This window comes from Paenibacillus filicis (assembly GCF_038070315.1).
GTDB lineage: Bacteria > Bacillota > Bacilli > Paenibacillales > NBRC-103111 > Paenibacillus_G > Paenibacillus_G filicis.
The window spans coordinates 204,717-227,702 of sequence record NZ_JBBPCC010000012.1 but is presented as its reverse complement, the minus strand read 5'-3'; the positions used below and the strand labels follow the sequence as shown (position 1 = coordinate 227,702).

Genomic DNA, 22,986 nt, shown 5'->3' with positions numbered 1-22,986 from the left:
TCCTGCCACCGGCTCCACCAGAAAATAATGTCATCCTTACATGACTTCTCCAGCTCTCAAAAAGTCCATGGTTGAAAGTCTAAGAAAGAGTGAGAAAACAAGAGAATTTATTAATTTATAGTGGGAGGTTATAGGTATGATTAAACACATTGAATTCACTCAAGCGGGATCTTGCTGTGCGACGGCGATTGGAGAGGAAGAGACGGTGGCTGTTCAACGAGTCAATAATCACTTGCCCGTTGTTATTATTGGCGCTGGACCCGTAGGTTTAGCAGCCGCAGCTCATCTAGCGGAGAGAGGGGTGAAGTTCCTGCTTCTGGAATCGGGAGAAGAGGCCGGACATCATATTTCAAAGTGGGGCCATGTTCGTCTATTCTCTCCATGGCAGTACAATGTGGACAAAGCTGCCGAAAGACTATTAGCCGCTGATGGCTGGTTAGCTCCTGCGCCAGATGAACTTCCTACGGGACAAGAATTCTTGGAGCGCTACTTACGGCCCCTTTCGGAATTACCGGCTATCCGCTCTCAGCTTATCCTCGGAGCTCGTGTCGTAGCCATAAGCAGACAAGATAAGGATAAAATGAAATCTGCTGGTCGCGACGAGCTTCCTTTCGAGATCTATGCGGATGTTAACGGAAAGCTTCAGATTTACGAGGCTAAGGCCGTCATCGACGCCTCTGGAACTTGGGGACATTCCAACCCGATAGCTGCTAGCGGAGTGTGGACACAGGAAGAACGCTCTCTGAGCAGCCAGATCTCCTATGGGATTCCCGATATCCAAGGCAAAGAAGCCGCTAAGTATGCCGGCAAGCGTGTTGCCGTTGTCGGCGGCGGACATTCCGCTTTAAATACGATATTGGATCTAGCCGAATTGAAGAAATCTCATCCGCAAACGGAAATCCTATGGCTGATGCGCAAACATAAAGTGGAGGAAGCCTATGGCGGAGAAGAGAACGATCAGCTTGCCGCGCGCGGCGAGCTGGGATCACGTATCCACCGGCTGGTGGATGCTCAGCAAATCCAGGTCATGACTCCATTCCATATTCGGCAGGTAACATCCAAAGACGGGAAACTAACCATTGGCGGAGTCCACAATCAGATCTTGATGGAGTTGACCGGCGTGGACGAAATGATCGGAAACACCGGAAACCGGCCGGACTTCTCTTTCCTAAGGGAACTGCGACTAAGCATAGACCCCGTTACAGAAAGTACAGAAGCGCTAGCGCCGCTTATCGATCCCAATGTGCATAGCTGCGGTACGGTTCGCCCTCATGGTGAAAAAGAGCTGCGTCATCTAGAGAAGGGGTTTTACATCGTGGGCATGAAAAGCTATGGCCGCGCTCCAACCTTCCTGATGGCAACTGGTTATGAGCAAGTCAGATCAATTGCAGCTTATCTGGCAGGCGACTTGGAAGCAGCCTTGAGGGTTGAGCTGGATTTACCGGAGACAGGAGTCTGCAGCCTCAATCCTTCGCCAGCAAGGAGCTCTGAGAGCTGCTGCACATGAATTGATTAAATCCATGGATTGATTTATGATTGTTATTTGATCCATAGATTACGGGCGGAGCGGTGATTAGGATGTCAGCGACCAGGAAGAAGCGGGGAACGAATTTGGAGGATGTTCAGGACATGAACCGTTCTCTGATCATCAAGCTGCTGCGAAAAAAACAAATTTGTTCACGTGCGGAGCTGACTCAGGAATCCGGACTCAACCAATCGACAATCACCCATATCATCAATGAATTCATTCAATGGGGGTTAGTTGTCGAGACAGGCAGTATTGAGGGCCGAAAAGGCCGGCGATCCATCGGCATCAGGCTGAATAGCGAGCTCTATAAAATCATCGGGGTACGACTGACTCGTAAATCGATTTTTGTAGCCCTATACGATATCGAAGGGCAGGAGTATGAGTATAGACATATCGCGATAGACAACGATGACGACCCTCTAGCCGCATTCGGCAAGATCAAAGACTTGATTAGCATGATGATCCGCATGAATGCTTCCGGCCATGTATATGCGATCGGGGTAGCATTGCCGGGGCCGTTATTTCGTCAGGAAGGCCGGATTGCACTGATGTCCAGCTTTCCAGGATGGGACAAAATCAATATTGAGCAAGAGCTCATGCAGGAGTACGGGATCCCTGTCTACATCGAGCATGACGCCAAGGCCGGAGGCTTGGCTCAGTGGTGGTTCGGTGACCATCAATTGGACCCGAGTCACGGCGTGCTTATGTATGTCACCGCAGGCCAAGGGATCGGCGCCGGCATCATCGTGAATGGCAAGGTCTACCATGGTGCCATAGGCATGGCCGGGGAAATGGGGCATATGAGCATTGATTATAACGGACCTGTCTGTGAATGCGGACATCGGGGCTGCCTGGAGCTGTACTGCACCACTTCCGTCCTGCTGAAGGAATTGAACCGGCCTTATTCTGCACTGAGCGGGGTATGGGAATCGCTCAGGGAAGGGCATCCAGCGACTGTACAGGCCGTCAAGAAAGTCGCTTGGTTTCTAGGATTCGGACTGGCGAACATGGTCAATGTATATAATCCCGATCATATCGTGCTGGGGGATGAATTGTCTGGTGCCGGCGAGCTGTTGCGGGATACGGTAGCTGAGGTGATCCGGGAGCATGTGCTGATCGAGCTGTGGCAGAATCTGCGGATCGAGCTCGCTTCCCCGGATAAGGATGATATGCTTATCGGTGCCGCAGCCCATGCCATTGATCAATTGTTAATGGCTCCCTCGAGCCTGAGGATGAACCTATAATGCTTCACCGAACAGAGCCGGACAGTCCGGTTCTGTTTTTTTTGTACGCACGAAGTGTACTAATTGTGATATTGAATCTATTAATTGATTAAATCAAGTGATAAGGATATAATGACTACAAGAAAATCAACGACCTATTCACGGAGGGAACGTCATGAAAGCATTGGTCATTGAAAATCCGTTTCAAGCTACGATTCAAGAGGTCCCGTATCCGCAGCCCGGCCCGGGCGAAGTGACGATTAAGGTTGAAAACGTAGGCATATGCGGCACGGATATCCATATCTACGAAGGAAAATTTATCGCCTCGTACCCTCTTATACCTGGACATGAGTTCTCCGGCGTCATTCATGAGCTGGGAGAAGGGGTTAACGGCTTTCAAGTGGGCGACCGGGTCAGCGCGGAGCCTAATATTTTTTGTGGTCAGTGTGAGTACTGCTTGACTCATCGGGGAAATCAATGCAAGAACTGGGAGGCCGTCGGGGTAAGCCTGAATGGCAGTATGGCAGAATTCGTACGCGTTCCTATCTGCAACGTGATCAAACTGCCGGATTCGATGTCATTCGAAGAAGGGGCATTCATCGAGCCGGTAGCATGTGTGGTCCACGGCATGAACCGCTTGCAGCTGCAGGTAGGCAACCGGGTTATCTTGTTCGGCGCAGGCGCTATGGGTCAGCAATTGGTGCAAGCGTTATCAAAGGCTGGAGCATCGGAGCTGGTGGTCGTGGACGTCTCGCAGAATAAGCTGGATATGGCTCTGGCCTATGGGGCGACCAAGGGCGTACTTAGTCACGATCTGACGCCGGAGGCGTATCCCGATGGATTTGATGTCGTGGTCGATGTGACCGGAATTCCGTCCGTGATCGAATCAGCCCTTGCCTATATGGGTGCAACGGCGAAGTTTCTGCAATTCGGCGTGACGAATAACGACGCGAAGATTCAGATCAGCCCGTTTGATCTATTTAACAAGGATTGGACGATTATCGGTTCCAAGGCAACCAATCATACCTTCTACCCGGCATTTCACTGGTTGAAGGAAGGGCGGATCGACGTGAAGCCGTTAATTTCCAAAGTCATCACGCTGGAGGAAACGCTCGAATTTTTCCGCGGGCACAAAGATCCAAGCCTCTTGAAGGTGCAGATCAAGGTATAACTAACACCAAGTCAATCAGAAGTGAACAGACAACCGAAAGTATGAGAGCCTTACACTCATGCTTTCGGTTTTTTTGATGGGTTACTTTTGTGCAGGCGGGCCAACTTCTATCCAATAGAAACACAAGTTGACCTAAAGGCAGCGTATTGTCCACCACAGGGCTGACACCTATAATTTGATTTTGTAAGCCCTTACATAATAGAAGGAAAGGGGAAGTTTACAACATGAAGACAAGGCAGTCCCTATTCAGCAGGATAAACGGTTTGCTGGCGATTCTGCTGCTCATCTCGGTGTGGGTGCCGGCATTCGGAACCCGTCAAGCCGCAGTAGCAGCTTCCGCGAATTTGGCAAGCGGAGCGACGGTAGCCGGTTACAGCACGCAGTCGGGAGTTAATGTTGTCGCCAATGTGTATGACGGACAACCGGGGACCTATTGGCAAAGCACGGCGATTGACCGGTCGCAGAACCCATGGTTTGCGCTCAATCTGGGATCGGCCCAAGCTTTTAACAAAGTCGAGCTCGATTTTATCTTGAACAACAGCCTAAGCTCGTACAAGATCCAGTATTCGCTCGATGGTACGAGTTGGAACGATGCCTACAGCGGGCAGGTACGCAACAAGGATAATAACAAGGACAATCCCAAGAAGGATGCGGTGACGTTTCCGGCTGTAACCGGACAATATGTGAAGGTTATTTTTCAGTTTAGCCAACTGGTCGAATCGCAAGGTCCAGTGTGGACCGCCAATGGAAGCACGAAAATTTATAACGATCCCACCTGTGGCGGGGCTTCGCCATGCTACATCTATACGAATAACTTTCAGCTAGCAGAGATCGGCTTGTACCAGGAGGGCTCCACTTCGCCGTCAAATCCCGAGCCGGACGCTAACCTGGCCCTAGGCGCAGCAGTGAGCAGCTATAGCACCCAAGGGGCTAGCAATACGGCAGCCAATATGGTAGACGGCAGAAGCGAGACGTTCTGGCAGCCGCTCTCCGGGGACCGGGCGGTATCCGGCAACGGCGCATGGGTCGTGCTGGACCTCGGTTCTGCGAAGTCATTCAATAAAGCGGTGATCCAGATGCCGCTCAGCAATGGCGTGGATAAGGCCAGGCTGGAATACTCCAGCAATGGGGCGGACTGGACGAAGATTTATGAAAGCGCTATCCAGAATAAGGGCACGTCTGCCAAGACAGAGACGCTAAGCTTTGACGCGGTTAGCGGGCGGTATGTGAAGCTGACGATTACCTTTGCCAATGCCACGCCTAATTTCCAGCTAAGCGAGTTCCAGCTGTACCACGATATTCCGCAAGTTCCTGAGCTTACAGAGCCGGCTCCGGTGACTTCGGCCTTCACGATCAGTGCTGACGGCCAGGCGTCTGTCTATTGGACAGATCCCGTCACATCGGCCGTGTATCTGCCCTTCGATCATGTGCAGATATCGGATGGAAATAGGGTACAGACGGTGGCGAAGGGGCAGCAATCCGTTACGTTCACTTCCCTGACGAATGGGCGGCCTTATCCATTTGCGATCCAGACCGTGACAGCGGATGGTAAAAAAAGCGCAAGGACGTTCATCTCCGCCGTGCCTACCGCCGGTCCGGGTACACTGCTATATGACCCTAATCAGCTGCTCAATGTGAAGAGCAAGCTGAAGACCGGCGAAGCTGCATGGTATGCCGAGGCTTTGCAAACTCTGCAGGCGGATGCCGAGCTCGCTATGTCAAACGGCCCTTATGCGGTGACCTTTAAAACAGGAATCGCTCCAAGCGGCAACAAGCACGACTATTGGAGCTCTGCCCCCTACTGGTGGCCAGATCCTACATCACCGAGCGGCCTTCCTTATATCAACAGGGACGGGGTCACGAATCCCGAAGGGATGACCGAGAAGTACGATAAGATGAGCTTCACCTTGCTCAGAACGACCGTATCTACGCTAGCACTTGCTTATTACTATACGGAGGATGAGAAATATGCGGCGCGGGCTGCGTATCTGCTGAGAACCTGGTTTCTGGATGAAGCTACCCGTATGAATCCGAATATGAACTATGCTCAGGGGATTCCAGGAGCCGAGGACGGGCGGAAGGAAGGCGTGCTGGAGACGGATAAGCTGTTCGAGATTATCGACTCCATTCAGTTGATTTCCCGCTCCGGCAGCTGGACCACAGAGGATACGCGGGGCTTCAAGAGCTGGCTGTCCGCTTACACCGACTGGCTCCAGACCAATAAGCTGGCCCTCGCCGAGAAGGCCACACTGAACAATCATGGCACCTGGTATGATGCGCAGCTTGTTACTTACAGGCTGTATCTCGGGCATCGGGATGAGGTGAAGGCTTACTTGCAGGAGACCTCGGCGCCGCGCATCGTGTCGCAAATCTTACCGGACGGTACGATGCCCGAGGAGCTGAGAAGAACAAGGCCGTTTCACTATTTTCTGTACAACCTGATTCCGTTCTCCATGCTCAGCATCATCGGCGATCATGTGGATCTGGATATGTGGCAGGCAGGTGGAGGGGGCATACGTCATGCCTATCAGTTTATTACGCCTTACATTGTGGACTTCTCACAGTGGCCCTATGATGAGCTGAAGGACGAGGATGAGCGGGCATTTTCCCGGTATCTGCGTGAAGCGGCTGTCCGCTTCGGAGAGGACTCGCTATGGAGTGCTGCCGATATGATGCTGGCCGACCAGTTGCACACACATCGCGCCAGCCTGATAGCGCCCAATCTGAATAAGGCTGCTCCGCGCAAAGAAATCGTCGACTTCCAGTTCCAAGGCTTATATACGCCTGTGAGGGGGAAGATTCAAGACAGTCTGATCGAATTGAATGTACCGCGGGATACGGATGTGACGGGCTTGATCGCTACGTTCAAGACGACAGGCTCCAGCGTAACCGTGAACGGGGTGCCTCAGATTTCTGGTGTCACGCCGATTGATTTCACGAACACGGTGACGTACTCCGTTATGTCTCCGGAAGGTACGGTTCGTGCTTATACGGTGAAGGTCCGTGTGCTGCCGGAGCGGCTGCCGGTGACGGTCTTTGAAACGGCGTTCACCGAGTATCGGAACAACCCGAAGGTGGAGGAAGGCCTCGCTCAGAGCAGCAGCAATAATTTGTACGACATTATCACCCCCATCCCGGAAGATCCGAATCAGATGGAGTCCGGCCAATGGTATAAGGGCTTCCTGGACCAAGGCGTGCTCAAGGCTCCTGCCCATGTGTTCGTCAAGGATGGCAATTCAGCGCATACGAGGTCGATGCCAGCCGCACTGCGGCTGCTGAAGGATGCTGCCGATGGCTCGGCGGTGACGCTCAGGACCAGCACGAAGGACTTTAAGAACCTGTCCGTGTCCTTCGCGGCAAGAACTCAAAACACGCAGATGCCATATACGGTATATGGTGAATGGTCGGTGGATGGCGGAGCTAGCTGGCAGGTTGCTCATGTGTTGAAACGCGACAGCGCGAATACCTCCTTTACCGAAACCTACGGAAATAACCGGATATCCTTTGCGATTAGCGATCCGAGGGCTAACGACCGTGAAGCCTTCCTGTTCAGGCTGAGGCTGGACGCATCCAGCGCAGGGTATGTGAATATGGATGATTTCCGGATAACGGGTGAGCCGCTGTACGACCTGACGGCCAGAGAGCTGGTATCGTTCCAATTCCAAGGCATCCAGCCGCCGGTGGACGGCGTGCGGAACGGAACCGATCTCGTCTTCACACTTCCAGCGGGAACCGATGTATCGGACCTGGTGGCTTCCTTCCAGACGACAGGGACGCGGGTGAAGGTGGGTGCCGTCCAGCAGGTGAGCTGCGTGACGGCCAACGATTTCGCTTCGCCTGTCGTGTATAGAGTCGAAGCCGCGGATGGCTCCTGGCGGAACTATACCGTCAAGGTCCAGCTCGCATCCAAGCCGGGAACGGAGAACCCTGATAACGGCGGGGGCTCATCCAGTGATGGAGACAGCGGCACGAACGGCGGCTCGGGAAGCGGACCGGCGAATGGAACCGGTAATCCTTCAGATACCGGCCGTGAAGCTGTTGTTACGGCTGTCATCGAGAAGGAAAGCAGCGGAGATGTTGTCCTCGCGAGCATCGAAGATAGCGCCATGACCCGCGCCTTCTCCGCGGCGGCCGTTCGTACGGACGGTACCCGGTCCGTGGCGGTGAAGATCCCGGAGGTTCAAGGGGCTAGAACTATTACGGTTCGTATCCCGTATGACTTTATCTCATCCACACGCAGCACGGATCGCACAACCCTCGTCACCCAGTTGGGCAGTCTTACGATTCCGTCCAATATGCTGCAGTTAGCCAAGGGGGACACGGCTCCGGTTATCCAGCTGTCGCTGGGGATTGTCGACCCGGCGGCTATACCGGCTACAGCCGCGGCAAGTCTGGGTGATCGGCCTGTCTACACATTCAAGGTTATTGTGAATGGCAAGGAAACAGCGTGGGAGCATGCAGGCGCTCCGGTAACCATCAGTCTCCCTTACAAGCCGACGGCCGAGGAATTGCGTGATTCCGAGCACTTGGTGGTCGGGTATATCGCGGATCATGGCGAGGTGACGCCAGTTTCCAATTCCCGCTACAACGCGGCGACCGGTACGATGACGTTCACGACGCATCATTTCAGCCAATATGCCATTCAGTTTGTACGCAAGACCTTCGAGGATCTGGAGGACTATGGCTGGGCGGCGAAGCAGATCGGGGTGCTGGCATCCAAGGGCATCATCCAGGGCACGTCGGATACGGCCTTCCAGCCGGGAGTAACGATCACCCGGGCGGACTTCCTGATGCTGCTCATCCGTACGCTTGGACTGAACGGTCAGGCAGAGGAAGTCTTTGACGATGTACTTCCCTCGGATTATTACTACGAGGCAACTGCCGTAGCTAAGAAGCTGGGGATTACGGACGGTGTAGGAGATAACAAGTTCCATCCAAGCGCTCCGATTACACGGCAAGAGATGATGGCCCTGACGGCCAGAGCTATGCAGATTACAGGGAAAATCAACCTTGACGGATCTTCCCGGGATCTGGCTCCGTTCCAGGATGCAGACCGCGTGGCTCCCTATGCGGCGGACAGCATTGCTACGATGATCAAGCAGGGCCTGATCGAGGGAACGGCTGAGCGTCTCCATCCGGAAGCGAACGCTACGCGGGCTGAGACCGCGGTGTTGATGTACCGGATTTATAACAAGTAAAGAACCGGAAAGGTCCATACGGATGAGGCTGCCAAGCTGAACTTGGCGGCCTCATTTTTTGCATACATGTAGCCTCCCGATGCTCTTCAGGTATCGCTTGCCTATCCCGTGGAGAAGATAAACAAACCATGCGGCAGCTATGTTCGTCAGGAAAGAGGATTGACAATTTGTACGCCTCTTACTTACAATTGGTAAGCTATTAAGTTAGGATGACCGCGAATGAATCTGTTACAATAGCCATGCACTCATATTGATTCAAGGGCGGAATTTGTGATGACCTTACAAACAATCAAGAAGCTGACCCAGCATGTTCTGTCGCCATTTAACAAGAGTCTGCGCTACAAGTTGATGCTGATCATGGTCGTGATCGCCGTGCTGCCGCTCAGTCTGGTCACGTTCTTCGCTACCAAGACGACGAAGCAATCGCTCAGTCTCGAGGTCATTCGGTCCAATGAGTCCAGAATGGAATGGGCGAGGCAATATTTCGATGAGAAATTCGCTCAGCTTCAGGCGATTACGTATTCGGTGCTGCTGGATAAAAATTTATTTCCGGGCACGAGCTCATCCAATGCAGGCATCGGCGGCCAGGAGAATGTACTGGACAGCTATATCAATGAAAAGCTCAGAGCCTTATATACGGCGAACAATACCCAGATTGCTCAAATTTCCCTATTTATGAAATCCAAGCATCTGCTGTATGTCGTGGATAAGGACGCGGTTCGTTCTACCGCCCAGCTCCGTACGCCCAGCATCGATTGGCAAAGTATTGAGAAGGGCAATGAAAGCGTTAACATCGTGAGTAATATTAACCGTAATCAATTCTCTCTCGTCAGGAGCATGAACCGGTTTGAAGACCGGGAGGTTCTGGGCGGGGTATCGCTCGATGTTCGGTGGAAAACGATGAACAGCGTGCTGGACATGCTGCACTCGGAATCCAGCAGCCAGGTCTTCATCGTGGATGCCAAGGGCAACCGGGTGTATGAGCCCTACTCAGGTACCCAACAGAACACGGTAGATCCGGTCCTGCTGGGGGAGATCGCAGCTAGTCCCGCTGAGTCCGGCTATCGGCAGCTGAATGAAGGTTTCATCTTCTACCAGCCGGTCGCGGGCGATCAATTGTGGCTGATCAAGTTCATCCCGATGAGCTATGTGTCTTCGAGCGCGTCCTCGACGTTGAATTTCAGCTTCGTTACGGCGGTCATTTTTATTCTGTTCGCGATCGCGGCCTCGGTGCTGACGGCCTACTATATGACCCGGCCGATCGTCCGGCTGACCAAGTCCATGAGAGCTGTCGAATTTAAAAACTTTGACGTAGGAGTCAGCCAGGTAAGAAGCGATGAGATCGGGACACTGGAGCGGCGGTTCAACTCGATGCTTTATACGATCAAGGAACTGATTCAGACGGAGTATAAGACCAAGATCGAGAAGCGGACGGCACAGCTCAAGGCGATGCAGGCCCAGATCAATCCGCACTTTCTCTACAATGCGCTGCAAGCGATCGGCGGAATCGCTCTGGAGCGCAAGGTTCCCGAGATTTATGAGCATGTGCGCGCCATTAGCGATTTGTTCCGGTATACGATCCGCATGAAATCGGACCTGGTGACCGTCGCTGACGAGATGGACCATGTCAGCAATTATTTGCAAATCCAGAAGCTTCGCTTTCACGATATGCTGAGCATTCATATGGATGTGGATGAAGAATGCCGGTCCTGCCAGATTCCGAAATTCTCCCTGCAGCCGATTGTGGAGAACTGCTTCATTCACGGGCTGGAGGGCAAGATGGGCTTGTGGTCGATAACGATCCGCGCCCAGATGATCTTGGATGAAGTCGAGATCAGCATCGAGGATAACGGCATCGGAGTTGCGGAGGAACGGCTGGAGCAGATCCGCAAGCGGCTTACGCATGAATGGGAGGACCAAGAGCTGGGCGAAAGCATGGGCATGAGTAATATTAACTCGCGTATCAAGCTTATATATGGCGCAGAATACGGTTTATATGTCACAAGCAGTCAAGGGGAAGGAACGACGGTCAAGCTGATTATCCCGTCCTGGACCGAGCATAGAGAGGAGATCGAAGCATGAAGGCGGTCATTATCGACGATGAATTTTGGACCCGTAATAGCATACGCAGGCTGGCGGATTGGGAGCGCTTCGGGATCGAGCAAATCGAAGAGGCTGAGGAAGGTCTCAGCGGACTCCAGATGATCCGGCATATACAGCCGGACATCGTCATTACGGATATGAAGATGCGCGGTATGGATGGCGTCGAGCTGCTGCAGAAGTTGTCGGAGGATTACCCGTTCATCCGCAAGATCGTGATCAGCGGGTATGATGATTTTTCTTACACGAAGTCAGCTATTCAATCCAAGGTCGATGAATATATCCTGAAGCCGATCAACCCGGATGAGCTGAACCGCGCGCTGGAGAAAGCGGTCCGGGAGCTGCGTATTGCCCGCGGGCTTCATGGAGCGCAGCCGCTGGACAAGGACATTCTGAAGGTGCTCTCCGAGGCTAGGCCCTTCATCATCCGTCATGTTCACGAGCTCCAGATCGAAGCCGTGCGCGGCAAATTCACAGAGCTCGAGCACCTGCTGACCGAACAAGCTCCGCTGCAATCCGGCAGCAACAACTCGCTGTACAAGCAGTTTATGTTTCTGCTGGAGGAGGAAGCGGCACGGATGATGGCTGATTACGTGTCCTTCATCCCGCACGCCGCGAGCACACTGCTGGTTACGGACCATACGCCGATCAGTCAGTGGATCCAGATATTGTCCGATGCGTATGCATCCGTGATGGAGGAATTGATCCATAGACGAAGGAACAAGAACCGGATCAATATTGCGGAAATCCGGCAGTATATCGACCGGTCCTTTGCCGAACCGATTACGCTGGAGTCCATCGCCGGGCAGTTTTTCGTCAGCAAGGAGCATCTGTCCAGAACCTTCAAGCAGGAGATAGGCTCAACGGTGATGGACTATATTATTACGCTGCGAATGGAAAAGGCCAAGCAGCTGCTGCATGACCCGATGGTCTCAATTAAGAATGCGGCAGAAGCCGTTGGATACTCCGATCTGACCTACTTCCACCGGATTTTTAAGAAGATTACCGGATTGACACCTGGACAGGTCCGACAAGATATAAGCGGGGATGCATAATTTTTATTAGTATGTCACAAGCTATATCAGCGGCCATATCAATGCCAGGAGGGATATCAATATAGTCCAGTGAACCATGCAAATCCAGTCCAATGTGCTCGAAAGCGCTCCCATGTATACTAAGTACGTAAGCGTTACCACCAAAGGGAGGCAAAAATAAGATGAAGAAAGCACTTACAACTACGGTCGCTTTGATGATGTTGGGATCGACGATCGCTTGCTCATCGGGTACCCCGGATAAGGGCAGCTCGAACAATGGGGCGGGGGCTCCGCAGAAGGTTGAACTGAAATTGTTTCTTGGCGGCCTTGACCGCTTCCGCGATCAGTTCGATAAATACTTCGCTCAGTTCGCAGAGAAAGAGAAGAAAGAAAAGAACATCGAGGTTACGTTCAACTCCGAATACCCAGGCTCTGAGAACTCCGCTCAAATCCTGAAGACGCGGCTGGCAACGGGTGATGTACCGGATATCTTCAGTCTCCATGCAGTCAATGATATCCCGGATTATTACAGAGCGGGTTACCTGGCCGACTTGTCCAGCCAGCCTTTCGCGGCGAAGCTGCAAGAGGGCATTAAGCCGATCGTTTCCATTGACAACAAGGTCGTTGCCTTGCCGATGGAAAGCGTTCAGTGGGGCTACCTGTACAACAAGAAAATTTTCAATGACCTGGGTCTGAAACCGCCTACAACTTTAACGGAAATGAAAGCGGTTGTACAAAAGCTGAACGACAACAAGGTCAAGCCTTTCCTGCTGAGCTACAAGGAAAGCTGGATTCCGCAGCTATTCCTGCCGCTGACGGTAGGATCGCTCGTCAACACTTCGCATAAGGACTTCATCGACAAGATGAACAAGAACGAAGGCAGCTTCGCGGACATCAAAGAAATGTTCGATATCATCGACCTGGTGAACGCGAACGGTACGGACCGCGCGTTTGAAATCGGCAACGATGACGGCTCCGCAGATTTCGCCAACGGCAAAGCGGCGATGTGGGTACAAGGCCCATGGAATGCCGACAGCATCCTGAAGGTTAACGACAAGATGGAATTCGGCGTAGCACCGCTACCGATCAATGACGATCCGAAATCTTCGCTGATCAATGTCTCGGTTTCCACGTCTCTGGCGCTCGCTTCGAGCGCGAAGAACAAGGAAGTCGCCCAAGACCTGCTGAATTTCATTCTCGACGATCAGGCTTCCAATGATCTGTACCAAAGCTTGAAGTTCAACCCAGTTTCCAAAAACCATACCTTCAAGCCGTATCCTTGGGTCGAAGAAGCGGCAACCTATGCAAATAAGGGACTGTTCTACAAAGAATCGACGATTCCGACTGCCGTGAAGGACGAGTCCGGTAAAGCGCTGCAAGCTTACTACAACAAGAAGCTCTCCAAAGAAGATGTAATCAAGGACCTGGATAAGACCTGGAAGGATGCAAATGCAGCGGCGAGTAAAAAATAACATATAAAACAACCGCCGTCATGCCCTGCGGTCGTCATGAGGACGAACGCAGGGTGTGAGGTTCAAAGGAGTGGAACCATGCTGAAACAATCTCATAGAGCTACCTTGTCCTTGCTCCTCTTCGTACTGCCGGCTTTTATCCTGTATTTACTGTTCCTGGTCATTCCTATGCTGCAGGGCTCTTACTACAGCTTCACCAACTGGGACGGCTTGAACAAATCGTACAGCTTTGTCGGCATCAGCAACTTCATCGAAGCGATTCGCGACGATGCGAACTTTAGGAATTCCATCTTGTTCACGGGCAAATACGTGGTGTTTGCTGTGGTGCTGCAAAACGGGCTTGCACTTCTGCTCGCGATGCTGATCGAATCCCAGCGAAGAGCCAAAGGGTTCTTCCGGACCATCTTCTTCATGCCGAATATGCTCAGTATTATCATCAGTACGTTCATGTGGGTGTTCGTGTTCTCCAAGGTCATGCCGGCTTTGTCCGAATATGCCGCGCTGAAATTTCTAGGCATCTCCTGGCTCGGCGACCCGAATGTGTCGTTCTGGACCATCATGCTCGTCTCGGTCTGGGGCGGTGTTGGTACGCTGATGCTGATCTATATGGCTGCGATCCAAGGGATTCCGCAGCATCTGAAGGAAGCCGCGATTATTGACGGAGCCAATCCGTTTCACATGCTCCGTTACATTACGATGCCGCTGATCGCACACGCGCTGACCATCTGCATCTTCCTGACGCTGAACAACTCGTTCAAGGTGTACGATCTGATCTTTGCGCTGACCGGCGGTGGACCTGGTCGTGATACGCAGGTCATAACCATGAATATTCTAGAGGAAGCCTACCAGCGTAATTTCCGTTACGGCTATGCCAGCGCCAAGGCGCTCATCCTCTTCGCCATTATTTTCATCATCACCATGATTCAAGTGACGGTCATGAAGAAGCGGGAGGTGGAAGCGTGAATCGTCGACTTTATTCCGTCCTGTCGCTTCTGGTGCTCGCCGTCCTGTCGGTTTACTTCCTGTTTCCAATCTATATGGCTGTGATCAATTCCTTCAAGACGCAGAACGAGATGTTCCGTTCCGTACTAAGCTTGCCGGGCAGTCTGAATTTCGATAACTATGTGCAGGCGTTCAAGAAGGCCAACATGCTGAGAAGCGCCTGGAATACAGTGATCGTGACCGTAACGGGCATCGCTGGTATCGTACTGTTCAGCTCCATGGCCGGCTACAAGCTGTCCCGTACGCCGGGCAAGCTGAGCCAGACGATCTTCATGCTGTTCGTCGCTTCCATGCTTATTCCGTTCCAGACGATCATGGTCACGCTGACCAAAATGGCCAAGGACCTGGGTCTCCAGGGCTCGCCTTTCGGTCTCGGGGTCGTGTGTGCGGGACTCGGCGTCAGCATGGCAATCTTCCTGTACCACGGCTTTGTGAAGGGCATTCCGCGCGAGCTGGACGAATCGGCCAAAATCGACGGCTGCGGCGAGTTCAAGATGTTCTATACGATCATCTTCCCGCTGCTGCTTCCGATTACATTCACGATCATCATCCTGAACCTGCTGTGGCTGTGGAATGACTTCCTGCTGCCGGTGCTGCTGCTGACGGACTACCGCAAGTATACGCTCGTCCTGACCATCAACATGTTCTTCGGCAAGTACAGCCGCGAATGGTCCTTGATTCTCGCTTCGCTGATCCTGTCGTCGATTCCGATCGTAGTGATCTTCGCTATCTTCCAGCGCTGGATTATCCAAGGGATTACGGATGGCGCGGTAAAAGGTTAATAATGAAGTCAACAAAAGTCGTGGGGCGTCTGCCTCGCGGCTGTTTGTCGTTCAGCAAAATTTCATGAAACGAATAATTTTATCTTGACGGTTACAAGCAAAAGTGGGTATGATTACCACATCAATGATGAATAGGGGATACTCTATGCTGATCCGAAGTCCAGAACGAATTCAAGTTCAAACTTAGCGTTAACACATTTCCTTGTGAAAAATTAGGGGATGGGTTAACGCTCTTCGCGCTTCCTCCCCTGCGATAGATCGACGCGCAGGACCAGAGGGTCCAGCGCGTTTTTTTATTTACCCAAAAAGTAGAGGAGCTGGGGAACGTGTATTTCAAATCGCGGTTGGCATCATGGAAGTATCCACTTATTTTGCTATTCGGCATTGGCATTTCTAATGTAAGCGGATGGATTTATTTTATTGCTCTAAATTTAATCGTATGGGAGAACACCCAGTCTGCGCTTGCTGTATCGGCTCTGTATATGATTAGACCGTTGTCTACTCTGATGACGAATGTATGGGCAGGAAGTTGGATAGATCGGCTGAATAAACGAAATCTTATGGTTGTTCTGGATCTTCTAAGGTCCGTATTGATTGTGCTTCTTCCGTTGTCCTCGTCTATGGGGTATACCTATTCGGTAGTCTTTTGTATTCATATGGCGGGTTCCATATTTGGACCGGCATCCGGCACTTATATCACCAGATTGATCCCTGTGGAGCAAAGGCAGCGTTTCAATTCCTTGAACGGGTTGATCGGATCGGGGGCCTTCTTAGTAGGTCCGGCCATCGCCGGGATGCTGTTCATGGTCGGCTCGCCGACAGCCGCTATGTATACGAATGCGGCAGCACTCTTCTTGTCCGGGCTTATTACGCTATTCATGCCGAACCTTGAGCAGGACAGCCGCGATGCCAAGATGGAGAGGATCACCTGGAAGACTATCAAGCAAGACTGGGCCCTTGTTTTTCATTTTTATCGCCGATACCTCTTTATTTTCGTGATATGTATAGGGTTCAGCAGCGTGGCGGTCGTGATGGCTTCAGCCATTGATTCTTTGGAGGTCACGTTTGCCAAGGTGGTACTTGGATTGTCTGAGGGTGCCTACGGCATGTTGGTGAGTGTGGCTGGAGCAGGCATTATTGTAGGAGCAAGCATCAATACGCTAATCGTTAAGAAAGTGCCTATTTCGTGGATGATCGCTTTGGGAACCATGGGGGTATGCGCGGGGTATCTCATCTACGCATTTTCGACTTCTTTTTATACCGCGGCTGCCGGGTTTTTCATACTTGCCTTCTTCCTTGCGTTTGCCAATACAGGCTTCACGACCTTTTATCAGAACCATATACCAGTAGAGATGATGGGGCGAGTGGGGAGTGTGAACGGGTTCATAGAGGCGCTACTGATCCTGGTTACGACTGGTGCAATAGGCATTGCCACTGAACTATTCTCAGTTAGGGTGGTTGTGATGGCAGGTGTTCTTGGAATGGTACTATTGGGAGGCTTATTAAGTACATTCATTATCTCGCAGCGCTTGAGAGATGAACCGATCGAGACCAAATCATTTCAAAAACCTGATGATTTTAGAGAAAGTGCTGATGAGCTTGGATGTTAAAGCACTTCGAATTCCTCTACACTGAGTCTATAACGTAAAACTATCCCCTATAAATAGATGAGGATGCGGAAGGAGAACGAGTTCATGACGATCAGTAATCTCAATAACCAGCTTAACCAAGCGAAGCAGGCGTTCATAGCAAGTACCCCAGCCGAGGTGCACGAGGAGATGTTCCGCTCGATCCGGGAGCTTCAACAGTTGGGACTGGCGAGCGGGCAGCCGGTTGGCACCAAGGTGAAGGATTTCAAGCTGAAGAACGCACTCGGCCAGAACATTTCCTTGTACGAGGAGCTGGCCAAGGGTCCGGTGGTACTGACCTTTTACCGCGGGGCTTGGTGCCCTTACTGCAATCTTCAGCTTCGCGCGTATGAGCAGATGTTGCCCGAGATTCATGCGCTGGGCGGACAATTGCTGGCAGTCAGCGCACAAACCCCTGACCATTCCTTGAGTCAGGTGGAGAAGGAGCAGCTTAGCTTTCAGGTGCTGAGCGACACGAATGGGCTGCTGGCCGCGAGATACAACCTGCTCTATGATGTGCCGGACACTCTCCGCGAGATCTATCTGAGCTTCGGGATCGATCTGGCCGAGTATCACGCCACGGAGCGGTGGATATTGCCGGTTCCGGCGACCTTTATGATCGATGAGAGTGCCGTCATCCGCTCCGCTTACGTCAATCCGGACTTCATGCAGCGGTGGGAGCCCGAAGATATTCTTCACGAGCTGAGAAAGCTATAGCTTGAATCAGACGAATAAGCATCCCTTGATGCATGAACCCAAGAACTATCCGGAGGTGAACCGTTCATGACCGAATCGATCTATGCCGGCAGCGTCTTCGCGGCAGGCGTGCTGTCTTTCTTCTCTCCGTGCATTCTGCCGTTGCTGCCTGTCTACTTGGCCTATCTCGGCAGCGCAGAGCAGGGAGGCTGCACGGGAAGCCGTACATTCGGCGGGATGAAGCTCTCGCCGGTGCTGGTTGGCCGGACACTGATCTTCATGCTGGGCTTGTCCACGGTGTTCGTCCTGCTCGGCTTCGGCGCCGGCTCGCTGGGCGGCGTCGTAAGCAGTTCGCTGTTCATGACCGTGTGCGGCGGCATCGTGGTTCTGTTCGGTCTATATCAGACCGGCCTGTTCAAGCTTCAGGCGCTGGAGCGCGAGAAGCGGGTGACGGTTGACCTGCAGCACAGACGCGGACTGTGGGGAGCATTCCTGCTCGGTTTTACGTTCAGTTTCGGCTGGACGCCCTGTATCGGTCCGGTGCTGGCCGCCGTTATCAGCTTATCGGCTACCGGAGGCTCGGCTGCCCAGGGAGCCTCATACATGCTGATCTATACGCTGGGCCTGGCGATTCCGTTCCTGGTGATGGCCTTGTTCTCCGAGGCGCTGCTGACACGGGTCCGCCATATGTATAAGTATATGAAGACACTGAAGATCGTCTCCGGCGCCGTGTTGATCCTGATGGGCCTCTTGCTCATCACCAATAAGCTCAATATGATTACGGCCTATTTTCAATTCTAATCTTGTTTGAAGGAGGACGACTGAATGAAAATGAACAAGCTGACGTGGCTGGGAGGCGCTGTTGTCGTCGTGCTGCTGGGAGCTTTGCTGCTGGGAACCCAGGGCGGCAGGGAAGGGGCGAAGGCCGCAGAGAACGCTACGGCGAAAAATGCCGGGCAGCCCGCTCCGCAATTTCAACTGAAGGATCTGAAGGGCAGCCCGGTATCGCTGGCGGACTTCAAGGGGCAGAAGGTGTATGTGAAGTTCTGGGCATCCTGGTGCCCGATCTGCCTGGCAGGGCTCGATGAGCTGAACCAGCTGTCCGGTCAGCAGCATGATTACAAGGTGCTCACCATTGTCAGTCCGGATTTTAACGGCGAGCAGTCGGAAGCGGAGTTCGTCAAGTGGTTCACCAAGCGCGGCTTTGACAATATTCCCGTCCTGCTGGATACAGGAGGAGCGTGGACCAAGCAGTTCGGTGTCAGAGGGTACCCATCCTCCTATTATATCGGCTCCGACGGGATTCTCGTGAAAGCAGTCCCGGGGCATAATACCAATGAAGTGATCGACCAGACCTTTCAATCTATTCATTAACTAAATATAGGTTATCAAGGAGGCTCTATATGAAACAAATAGGCTTGTTATTCTCTCTGCTGCTTCTACTGGTCGTCACGGCATGCTCCTCCTATAATGGAATAAACGGGAGCGTAGGGGCTCTTGCCGCTCTAGGCAGCGAACCCAAAGCTACCACCGCATCGCTGCCCAATCCGAATAAAGCATTAGATTTTTCCGCCAGCCAGTTGCAGACGATTTATTTGGCCGGAGGCTGCTTCTGGGGAGTGGAGGCATATATGTCGCGTATCTACGGGGTTAGCGATGTGGTCTCCGGCTATGCCAACGGAACCGGTGCGAACCCGACCTATGAAGATGTGGTGCGCGGGGATCGGGGCTTCGCTGAGACGGTGAAGGTTTCCTACGATCCGGCACGTGTTTCTCTGGCTGACCTGCTGACCGACTATTTCAAGGTCATCGATCCGACGAGTGTCAACAAGCAGGGCAATGACCGGGGGATTCAGTACCGGACCGGCATCTATTATGACCGGGAGCAGGACCTGCCGGTGATCAAGGCCGCCGTAGAGGCCGTGCAGAAGCAATATGACAAACCGGTTGTGACCGAGGTGAAGACACTTGACAATTATTACCTCGCCGAGGAATATCACCAGGATTATCTGGAGAAAAATCCATACGGGTACTGCCACATCGATCTGAATATATTGAAGGATCAGGTGGTTCATATCGATCCTGCGAAGTATCCGAAGCCAAGCGAGGAGGAGCTTAAGCAGAAGCTCACCAAGGAGCAGTACCAGGTCGCCGTCAAGAACGATACGGAGCATGCCTTCTCCAATGCCTACTGGGATAACTTTGATCCTGGTCTCTATGTGGATGTCGCGACCGGTGAGCCGCTGTTCTCCAGCGCCGACAAGTATGATGCAGGCTGCGGCTGGCCCAGCTTCACGAAGCCGATCGTGCCTGAGGTGGTGAAGGAGAAAGAGGATAACAGCTACGGGCTGAAGCGCACCGAGGTTCGCAGCCGGGCCGGCGACATTCACCTGGGCCATGTGTTCGATGACGGACCTGCCGATAAGGGCGGAAAAAGATATTGCATCAACAGCGCCTCCATCCGTTTCGTTCCTTTGGCGGATATGGATAAAGCGGGTTATGGGGATTTGATTCAAACGGTAAAATGAGCCTAGAGGGAGTTATCGCGCTATGTATAAGCTGCTGCTCGTGGAAGATGAGGACTTGATCCGCAAGGGCATCAGGCGTTTCGTACCGTTTACGGAGCTGCATATTCATGAGATCTATGAGGCAACCAATGGGGAGGAAGGGCTGCGGATTTTCGGCGAGCAGCTGCCCGATCTGGTCCTGCTGGACATCAATATGCCGCGGATGAACGGACTGGATTTTGCAGCCCAAATCAAAGCTCTGAAGCCCGGGGTCAAGATCGCCGTCATTACGGGCTATGATTATTACGATTACGCGGTAGCCGCGCTGAAAATAGGTATCGACGATTACGTGCTCAAGCCGGTCTCGCGCAGCGATGTGTTCGAGGTGCTGAACAAGCTGGTGCAGAAGCTGAAGGACGAGAATCAGCAGACGGAGCTGCTGGCCCTGCTAAAAAACATGCAGACGCATGCGGCAGGCGCCGGAGTACCGGGCGAGCCGGATCACGAGAAGAAGCTGGTCCAGCAGGTGATCGAGGCCCATCTGGCAAACCCGGCATTCTCGCTGGTGCTGCTGGCTGAGCAGATGGGCTTTAGTCCGGGCTACATGAGCACCTTGTTCAAGAAGCTGTTCAATGCCCCCTTCCAGGACTATATCGCCTCGATCCGGCTGGAGCGCGCCAAGCTGCAGCTGCTCGCGTCAGACAAGAAGGTCTATGAAATCTCGGCGGAGGTGGGCTTCGACAACCCGAATTATTTCAGCTCTTCCTTCAAGAAGAAATTCGGCTTGTCCCCGCTGCAATACCGTGAAAGGATCAAAGAGTGATGAGGCCGTTCTTCCGCTCACTGCAGTTCCGCATCTCCTGGATTTACTTCGCGATCAGCGTTCTGCTGCTGGGCGTCACCGGAAGTGTGCTCTATGCAGGCATCTCCCGGGTCGTCATGAGCGAATCCGTCGAATCGAGCCAGATGGCGATCGCCAAGGGCGGTACCTATGTGGAGATGTACATCGACAGGCTGAAGGTGCTGTCCACGATGCTGGCCCGCAATCCCCAGACGATCCGGACACTGGAGGCCAAGGACCAGGCCGGGGAAAAGGATGTGCTGCAGATGATCGACAGCGTATTGGTCTCCGATCCGTTCATTCAGTCGGTCATCGTCATCGGCAAGGACGGGTACATGCTGTCCAACGAGCGGAAGCTGAACATGACGCGCTCCTCGGACATGATGCGGGAGCCATGGTGCGCCGCGGCGGTCCGCAGCAGCAACCCGGTGCTGACCTCGGCGCGGATGCAGAAGTTCTCAATGGATAAGAACAATTGGGTCATTTCGATGAGCCAGGAGATCCGGGACAGCCAAGGCCGCAATCTCGGCGTCGTGCTTCTTGATATCAAGTACAAGGGGCTTGAGGATTATCTGAACGACCTGGACCTGGGCAGCAGCGGGTACGTATACATCATCAACAGCCAAAATGAGCTGGTCTATCATAAGGACGTCTCTTACTTTGTCGACAGTGCCAAAAAAGAACAGCTGATTGCCATGAGCCGGCAGTCCGAAGGCTATAATCCGAAGCAGAACCGGCTGGTGTACCAGATGCCGCTCAAGGGCTCGGACTGGACGCTGGTCGGGGTCAGCTCCCTGGACGGTCTGCAGCAGATCCGCGCTCAGCTGCTAAGGTCCTTCATCATGGTCGGAGCGGCAGTCCTGCTGCTGATTCTGCTGGCCTCGCCCTGGATTGCCAAGAGCATGACCCGTCCGGTGCAGCGGCTCGAGCAGGCCATGCAGCAGGTCGAGAGCGGACGGCTGGCGATCCGTGTGCCGGAGACGGGGGTCACCGAGCTGCAGGGACTCGCCCGGCACTTTAACTCCATGGTGCTGGAAATCCGCCAGCTGATGGAAGACAAGGAGACGCGGGAGCGCTCGCTGCGGCTGCACGAGCTGAGCGTCCTGCACAGCCAGATCAATCCTCACTTTCTGTACAACACGCTGGATACGATCGTCTGGATGGCCGAGTTCCAGGATACGGACCGGGTAATCTCAACGACCAAGGCGCTCGCTGAGTTTTTCCAGCTGTCGCTAAGCGGGGGCAGCGAATATACGACGATTGAGAAGGAGATCGCCCACGTATCCCAATATTTATTTATCCAGAAGGAGCGCTACGGGGATAAGCTGAATTATGAGCTGAGCTTCGACCCGTCTCTGGCGGACGAGGTGATCCCCAAGATCATCCTCCAGCCGCTGGCGGAAAATGCGATCTACCACGGGATCCGTGAAAAGGACGGACCGGGACATCTGGAGATTCGCTGCGGCCGGGTGGACGACGGGAGCATTCAATTTACCGTCAGCGATGACGGGGTCGGGTTTGACCCTGCCCGTCTTGCCAGTGATCCGGGTGCCGGGCAGCAGCCGGATTCGGAATCGGGAAGGACTAAGCTGGGCGGGATCGGCATTCACAATGTGGATGCGCGGCTCAAGCTGTACTACGGACCGGATTACGGGATTACTCTCACATCCAGCCCCGGACAGGGCACGGAGGTACGTATTCGTATACCTGAAGTAAGATAGAGGGGGCAATAGCCGCCGCCTCGGGCGGACGCCTGCATGAACTTGCTCATGTCTCACCTGTTTTTATGGGGATGATCTTAATA

Annotated in this window: 16 protein-coding genes; all 16 read left to right on the top strand. The window is 53.1% G+C overall.

From position 1 onward, the window contains the following. Window positions 1-136: 136 nt before the first annotated feature. The 16 genes from WMW72_RS19290 to WMW72_RS19215 all read left to right on the top strand — a co-directional run bounded on the left by WMW72_RS19290 (window position 137) and on the right by WMW72_RS19215 (window position 22,903). Entirely contained in the window at window positions 137-1,507 is a 1,371-nt protein-coding gene (locus tag WMW72_RS19290) for an FAD-dependent oxidoreductase (RefSeq protein ID WP_341417178.1), read from the top strand. 71 nt (window positions 1,508-1,578) lie between these two features. Then, complete coding sequence (locus tag WMW72_RS19285) at window positions 1,579-2,772, top strand: ROK family transcriptional regulator (protein WP_341417177.1); 1,194 nt, start codon at window positions 1,579-1,581, stop codon at window positions 2,770-2,772. A gap of 154 nt (window positions 2,773-2,926) precedes the next feature. Next, window positions 2,927-3,922, top strand: a complete 996-nt coding sequence (locus tag WMW72_RS19280; RefSeq protein ID WP_341417176.1) for a zinc-dependent alcohol dehydrogenase family protein — start codon at window positions 2,927-2,929, stop codon at window positions 3,920-3,922. 224 nt (window positions 3,923-4,146) lie between these two features. Further along, window positions 4,147-9,120, top strand: a complete 4,974-nt coding sequence (locus WMW72_RS19275; protein ID WP_341417175.1) for an alginate lyase family protein — start codon at window positions 4,147-4,149, stop codon at window positions 9,118-9,120. Between the two features lie 273 nt (window positions 9,121-9,393). Further along, complete coding sequence (locus tag WMW72_RS19270) at window positions 9,394-11,202, top strand: sensor histidine kinase (RefSeq protein WP_341417173.1); 1,809 nt, start codon at window positions 9,394-9,396, stop codon at window positions 11,200-11,202. Further along, on the top strand, window positions 11,199-12,275 hold the full coding sequence (locus WMW72_RS19265) for a response regulator transcription factor (protein WP_341417172.1): 1,077 nt from the start codon (window positions 11,199-11,201) through the stop codon (window positions 12,273-12,275). Before WMW72_RS19270 ends, WMW72_RS19265 begins: the two co-directional genes overlap by 4 nt. 161 nt (window positions 12,276-12,436) lie before the next feature. Then, the gene (locus tag WMW72_RS19260) at window positions 12,437-13,726 is read left to right on the top strand and encodes an ABC transporter substrate-binding protein (protein ID WP_341417171.1); all 1,290 of its coding nucleotides are present in this window, start codon (window positions 12,437-12,439) and stop codon (window positions 13,724-13,726) included. Between the two features lie 78 nt (window positions 13,727-13,804). Then, entirely contained in the window at window positions 13,805-14,689 is an 885-nt protein-coding gene (locus tag WMW72_RS19255) for a carbohydrate ABC transporter permease (RefSeq protein WP_341417170.1), read from the top strand. Next, entirely contained in the window at window positions 14,686-15,510 is an 825-nt protein-coding gene (locus WMW72_RS19250; protein ID WP_341417169.1) for a carbohydrate ABC transporter permease, read from the top strand. Before WMW72_RS19255 ends, WMW72_RS19250 begins: the two co-directional genes overlap by 4 nt. A gap of 344 nt (window positions 15,511-15,854) precedes the next feature. Then, complete coding sequence (locus WMW72_RS19245; protein WP_341417168.1) at window positions 15,855-17,120, top strand: MFS transporter; 1,266 nt, start codon at window positions 15,855-15,857, stop codon at window positions 17,118-17,120. An 84-nt stretch (window positions 17,121-17,204) separates the two neighbouring features. Then, a complete protein-coding gene (locus tag WMW72_RS19240) occupies window positions 17,205-17,855 on the top strand; it encodes a peroxiredoxin-like family protein (RefSeq protein ID WP_341417167.1) in 651 nt (216 codons plus the stop codon). A gap of 66 nt (window positions 17,856-17,921) precedes the next feature. Next, the gene (locus WMW72_RS19235) at window positions 17,922-18,635 is read left to right on the top strand and encodes a cytochrome c biogenesis CcdA family protein (protein WP_341417166.1); all 714 of its coding nucleotides are present in this window, start codon (window positions 17,922-17,924) and stop codon (window positions 18,633-18,635) included. A gap of 24 nt (window positions 18,636-18,659) precedes the next feature. Continuing rightward, entirely contained in the window at window positions 18,660-19,208 is a 549-nt protein-coding gene (locus WMW72_RS19230; RefSeq protein ID WP_341417165.1) for a TlpA family protein disulfide reductase, read from the top strand. A gap of 29 nt (window positions 19,209-19,237) precedes the next feature. Beyond that, window positions 19,238-20,362 (top strand): peptide-methionine (R)-S-oxide reductase MsrB, encoded by a 1,125-nt coding sequence (gene msrB / locus WMW72_RS19225; RefSeq protein ID WP_341417164.1) that lies wholly within the window; start codon window positions 19,238-19,240, stop codon window positions 20,360-20,362. Window positions 20,363-20,384: 22 nt separating this feature from the next. After that, entirely contained in the window at window positions 20,385-21,164 is a 780-nt protein-coding gene (locus WMW72_RS19220; protein WP_341417163.1) for a response regulator transcription factor, read from the top strand. Next, a complete protein-coding gene (locus tag WMW72_RS19215) occupies window positions 21,164-22,903 on the top strand; it encodes a sensor histidine kinase (RefSeq protein WP_341417162.1) in 1,740 nt (579 codons plus the stop codon). Before WMW72_RS19220 ends, WMW72_RS19215 begins: the two co-directional genes overlap by 1 nt. The last annotated feature ends 83 nt before the right edge of the window (window positions 22,904-22,986 follow it).

What these genes read in the sequence shown, in the direction of transcription:
- WMW72_RS19290 (WP_341417178.1), top strand. Translation starts at nt 137, where the DNA reads ATGATTAAACACATTGAATTCACTCAAGCGGGATCTTGCTGTGCGACG.
- WMW72_RS19285 (WP_341417177.1), top strand. Translation starts at nt 1,579, where the DNA reads ATGTCAGCGACCAGGAAGAAGCGGGGAACGAATTTGGAGGATGTTCAG.
- WMW72_RS19280 (WP_341417176.1), top strand. Translation starts at nt 2,927, where the DNA reads ATGAAAGCATTGGTCATTGAAAATCCGTTTCAAGCTACGATTCAAGAG.
- WMW72_RS19275 (WP_341417175.1), top strand. Translation starts at nt 4,147, where the DNA reads ATGAAGACAAGGCAGTCCCTATTCAGCAGGATAAACGGTTTGCTGGCG.
- WMW72_RS19270 (WP_341417173.1), top strand. Translation starts at nt 9,394, where the DNA reads ATGACCTTACAAACAATCAAGAAGCTGACCCAGCATGTTCTGTCGCCA.
- WMW72_RS19265 (WP_341417172.1), top strand. Translation starts at nt 11,199, where the DNA reads ATGAAGGCGGTCATTATCGACGATGAATTTTGGACCCGTAATAGCATA.
- WMW72_RS19260 (WP_341417171.1), top strand. Translation starts at nt 12,437, where the DNA reads ATGAAGAAAGCACTTACAACTACGGTCGCTTTGATGATGTTGGGATCG.
- WMW72_RS19255 (WP_341417170.1), top strand. Translation starts at nt 13,805, where the DNA reads ATGCTGAAACAATCTCATAGAGCTACCTTGTCCTTGCTCCTCTTCGTA.
- WMW72_RS19240 (WP_341417167.1), top strand. Translation starts at nt 17,205, where the DNA reads ATGACGATCAGTAATCTCAATAACCAGCTTAACCAAGCGAAGCAGGCG.
- WMW72_RS19235 (WP_341417166.1), top strand. Translation starts at nt 17,922, where the DNA reads ATGACCGAATCGATCTATGCCGGCAGCGTCTTCGCGGCAGGCGTGCTG.
- WMW72_RS19230 (WP_341417165.1), top strand. Translation starts at nt 18,660, where the DNA reads ATGAAAATGAACAAGCTGACGTGGCTGGGAGGCGCTGTTGTCGTCGTG.
- msrB (WP_341417164.1), top strand. Translation starts at nt 19,238, where the DNA reads ATGAAACAAATAGGCTTGTTATTCTCTCTGCTGCTTCTACTGGTCGTC.
- WMW72_RS19220 (WP_341417163.1), top strand. Translation starts at nt 20,385, where the DNA reads ATGTATAAGCTGCTGCTCGTGGAAGATGAGGACTTGATCCGCAAGGGC.
- WMW72_RS19215 (WP_341417162.1), top strand. Translation starts at nt 21,164, where the DNA reads ATGAGGCCGTTCTTCCGCTCACTGCAGTTCCGCATCTCCTGGATTTAC.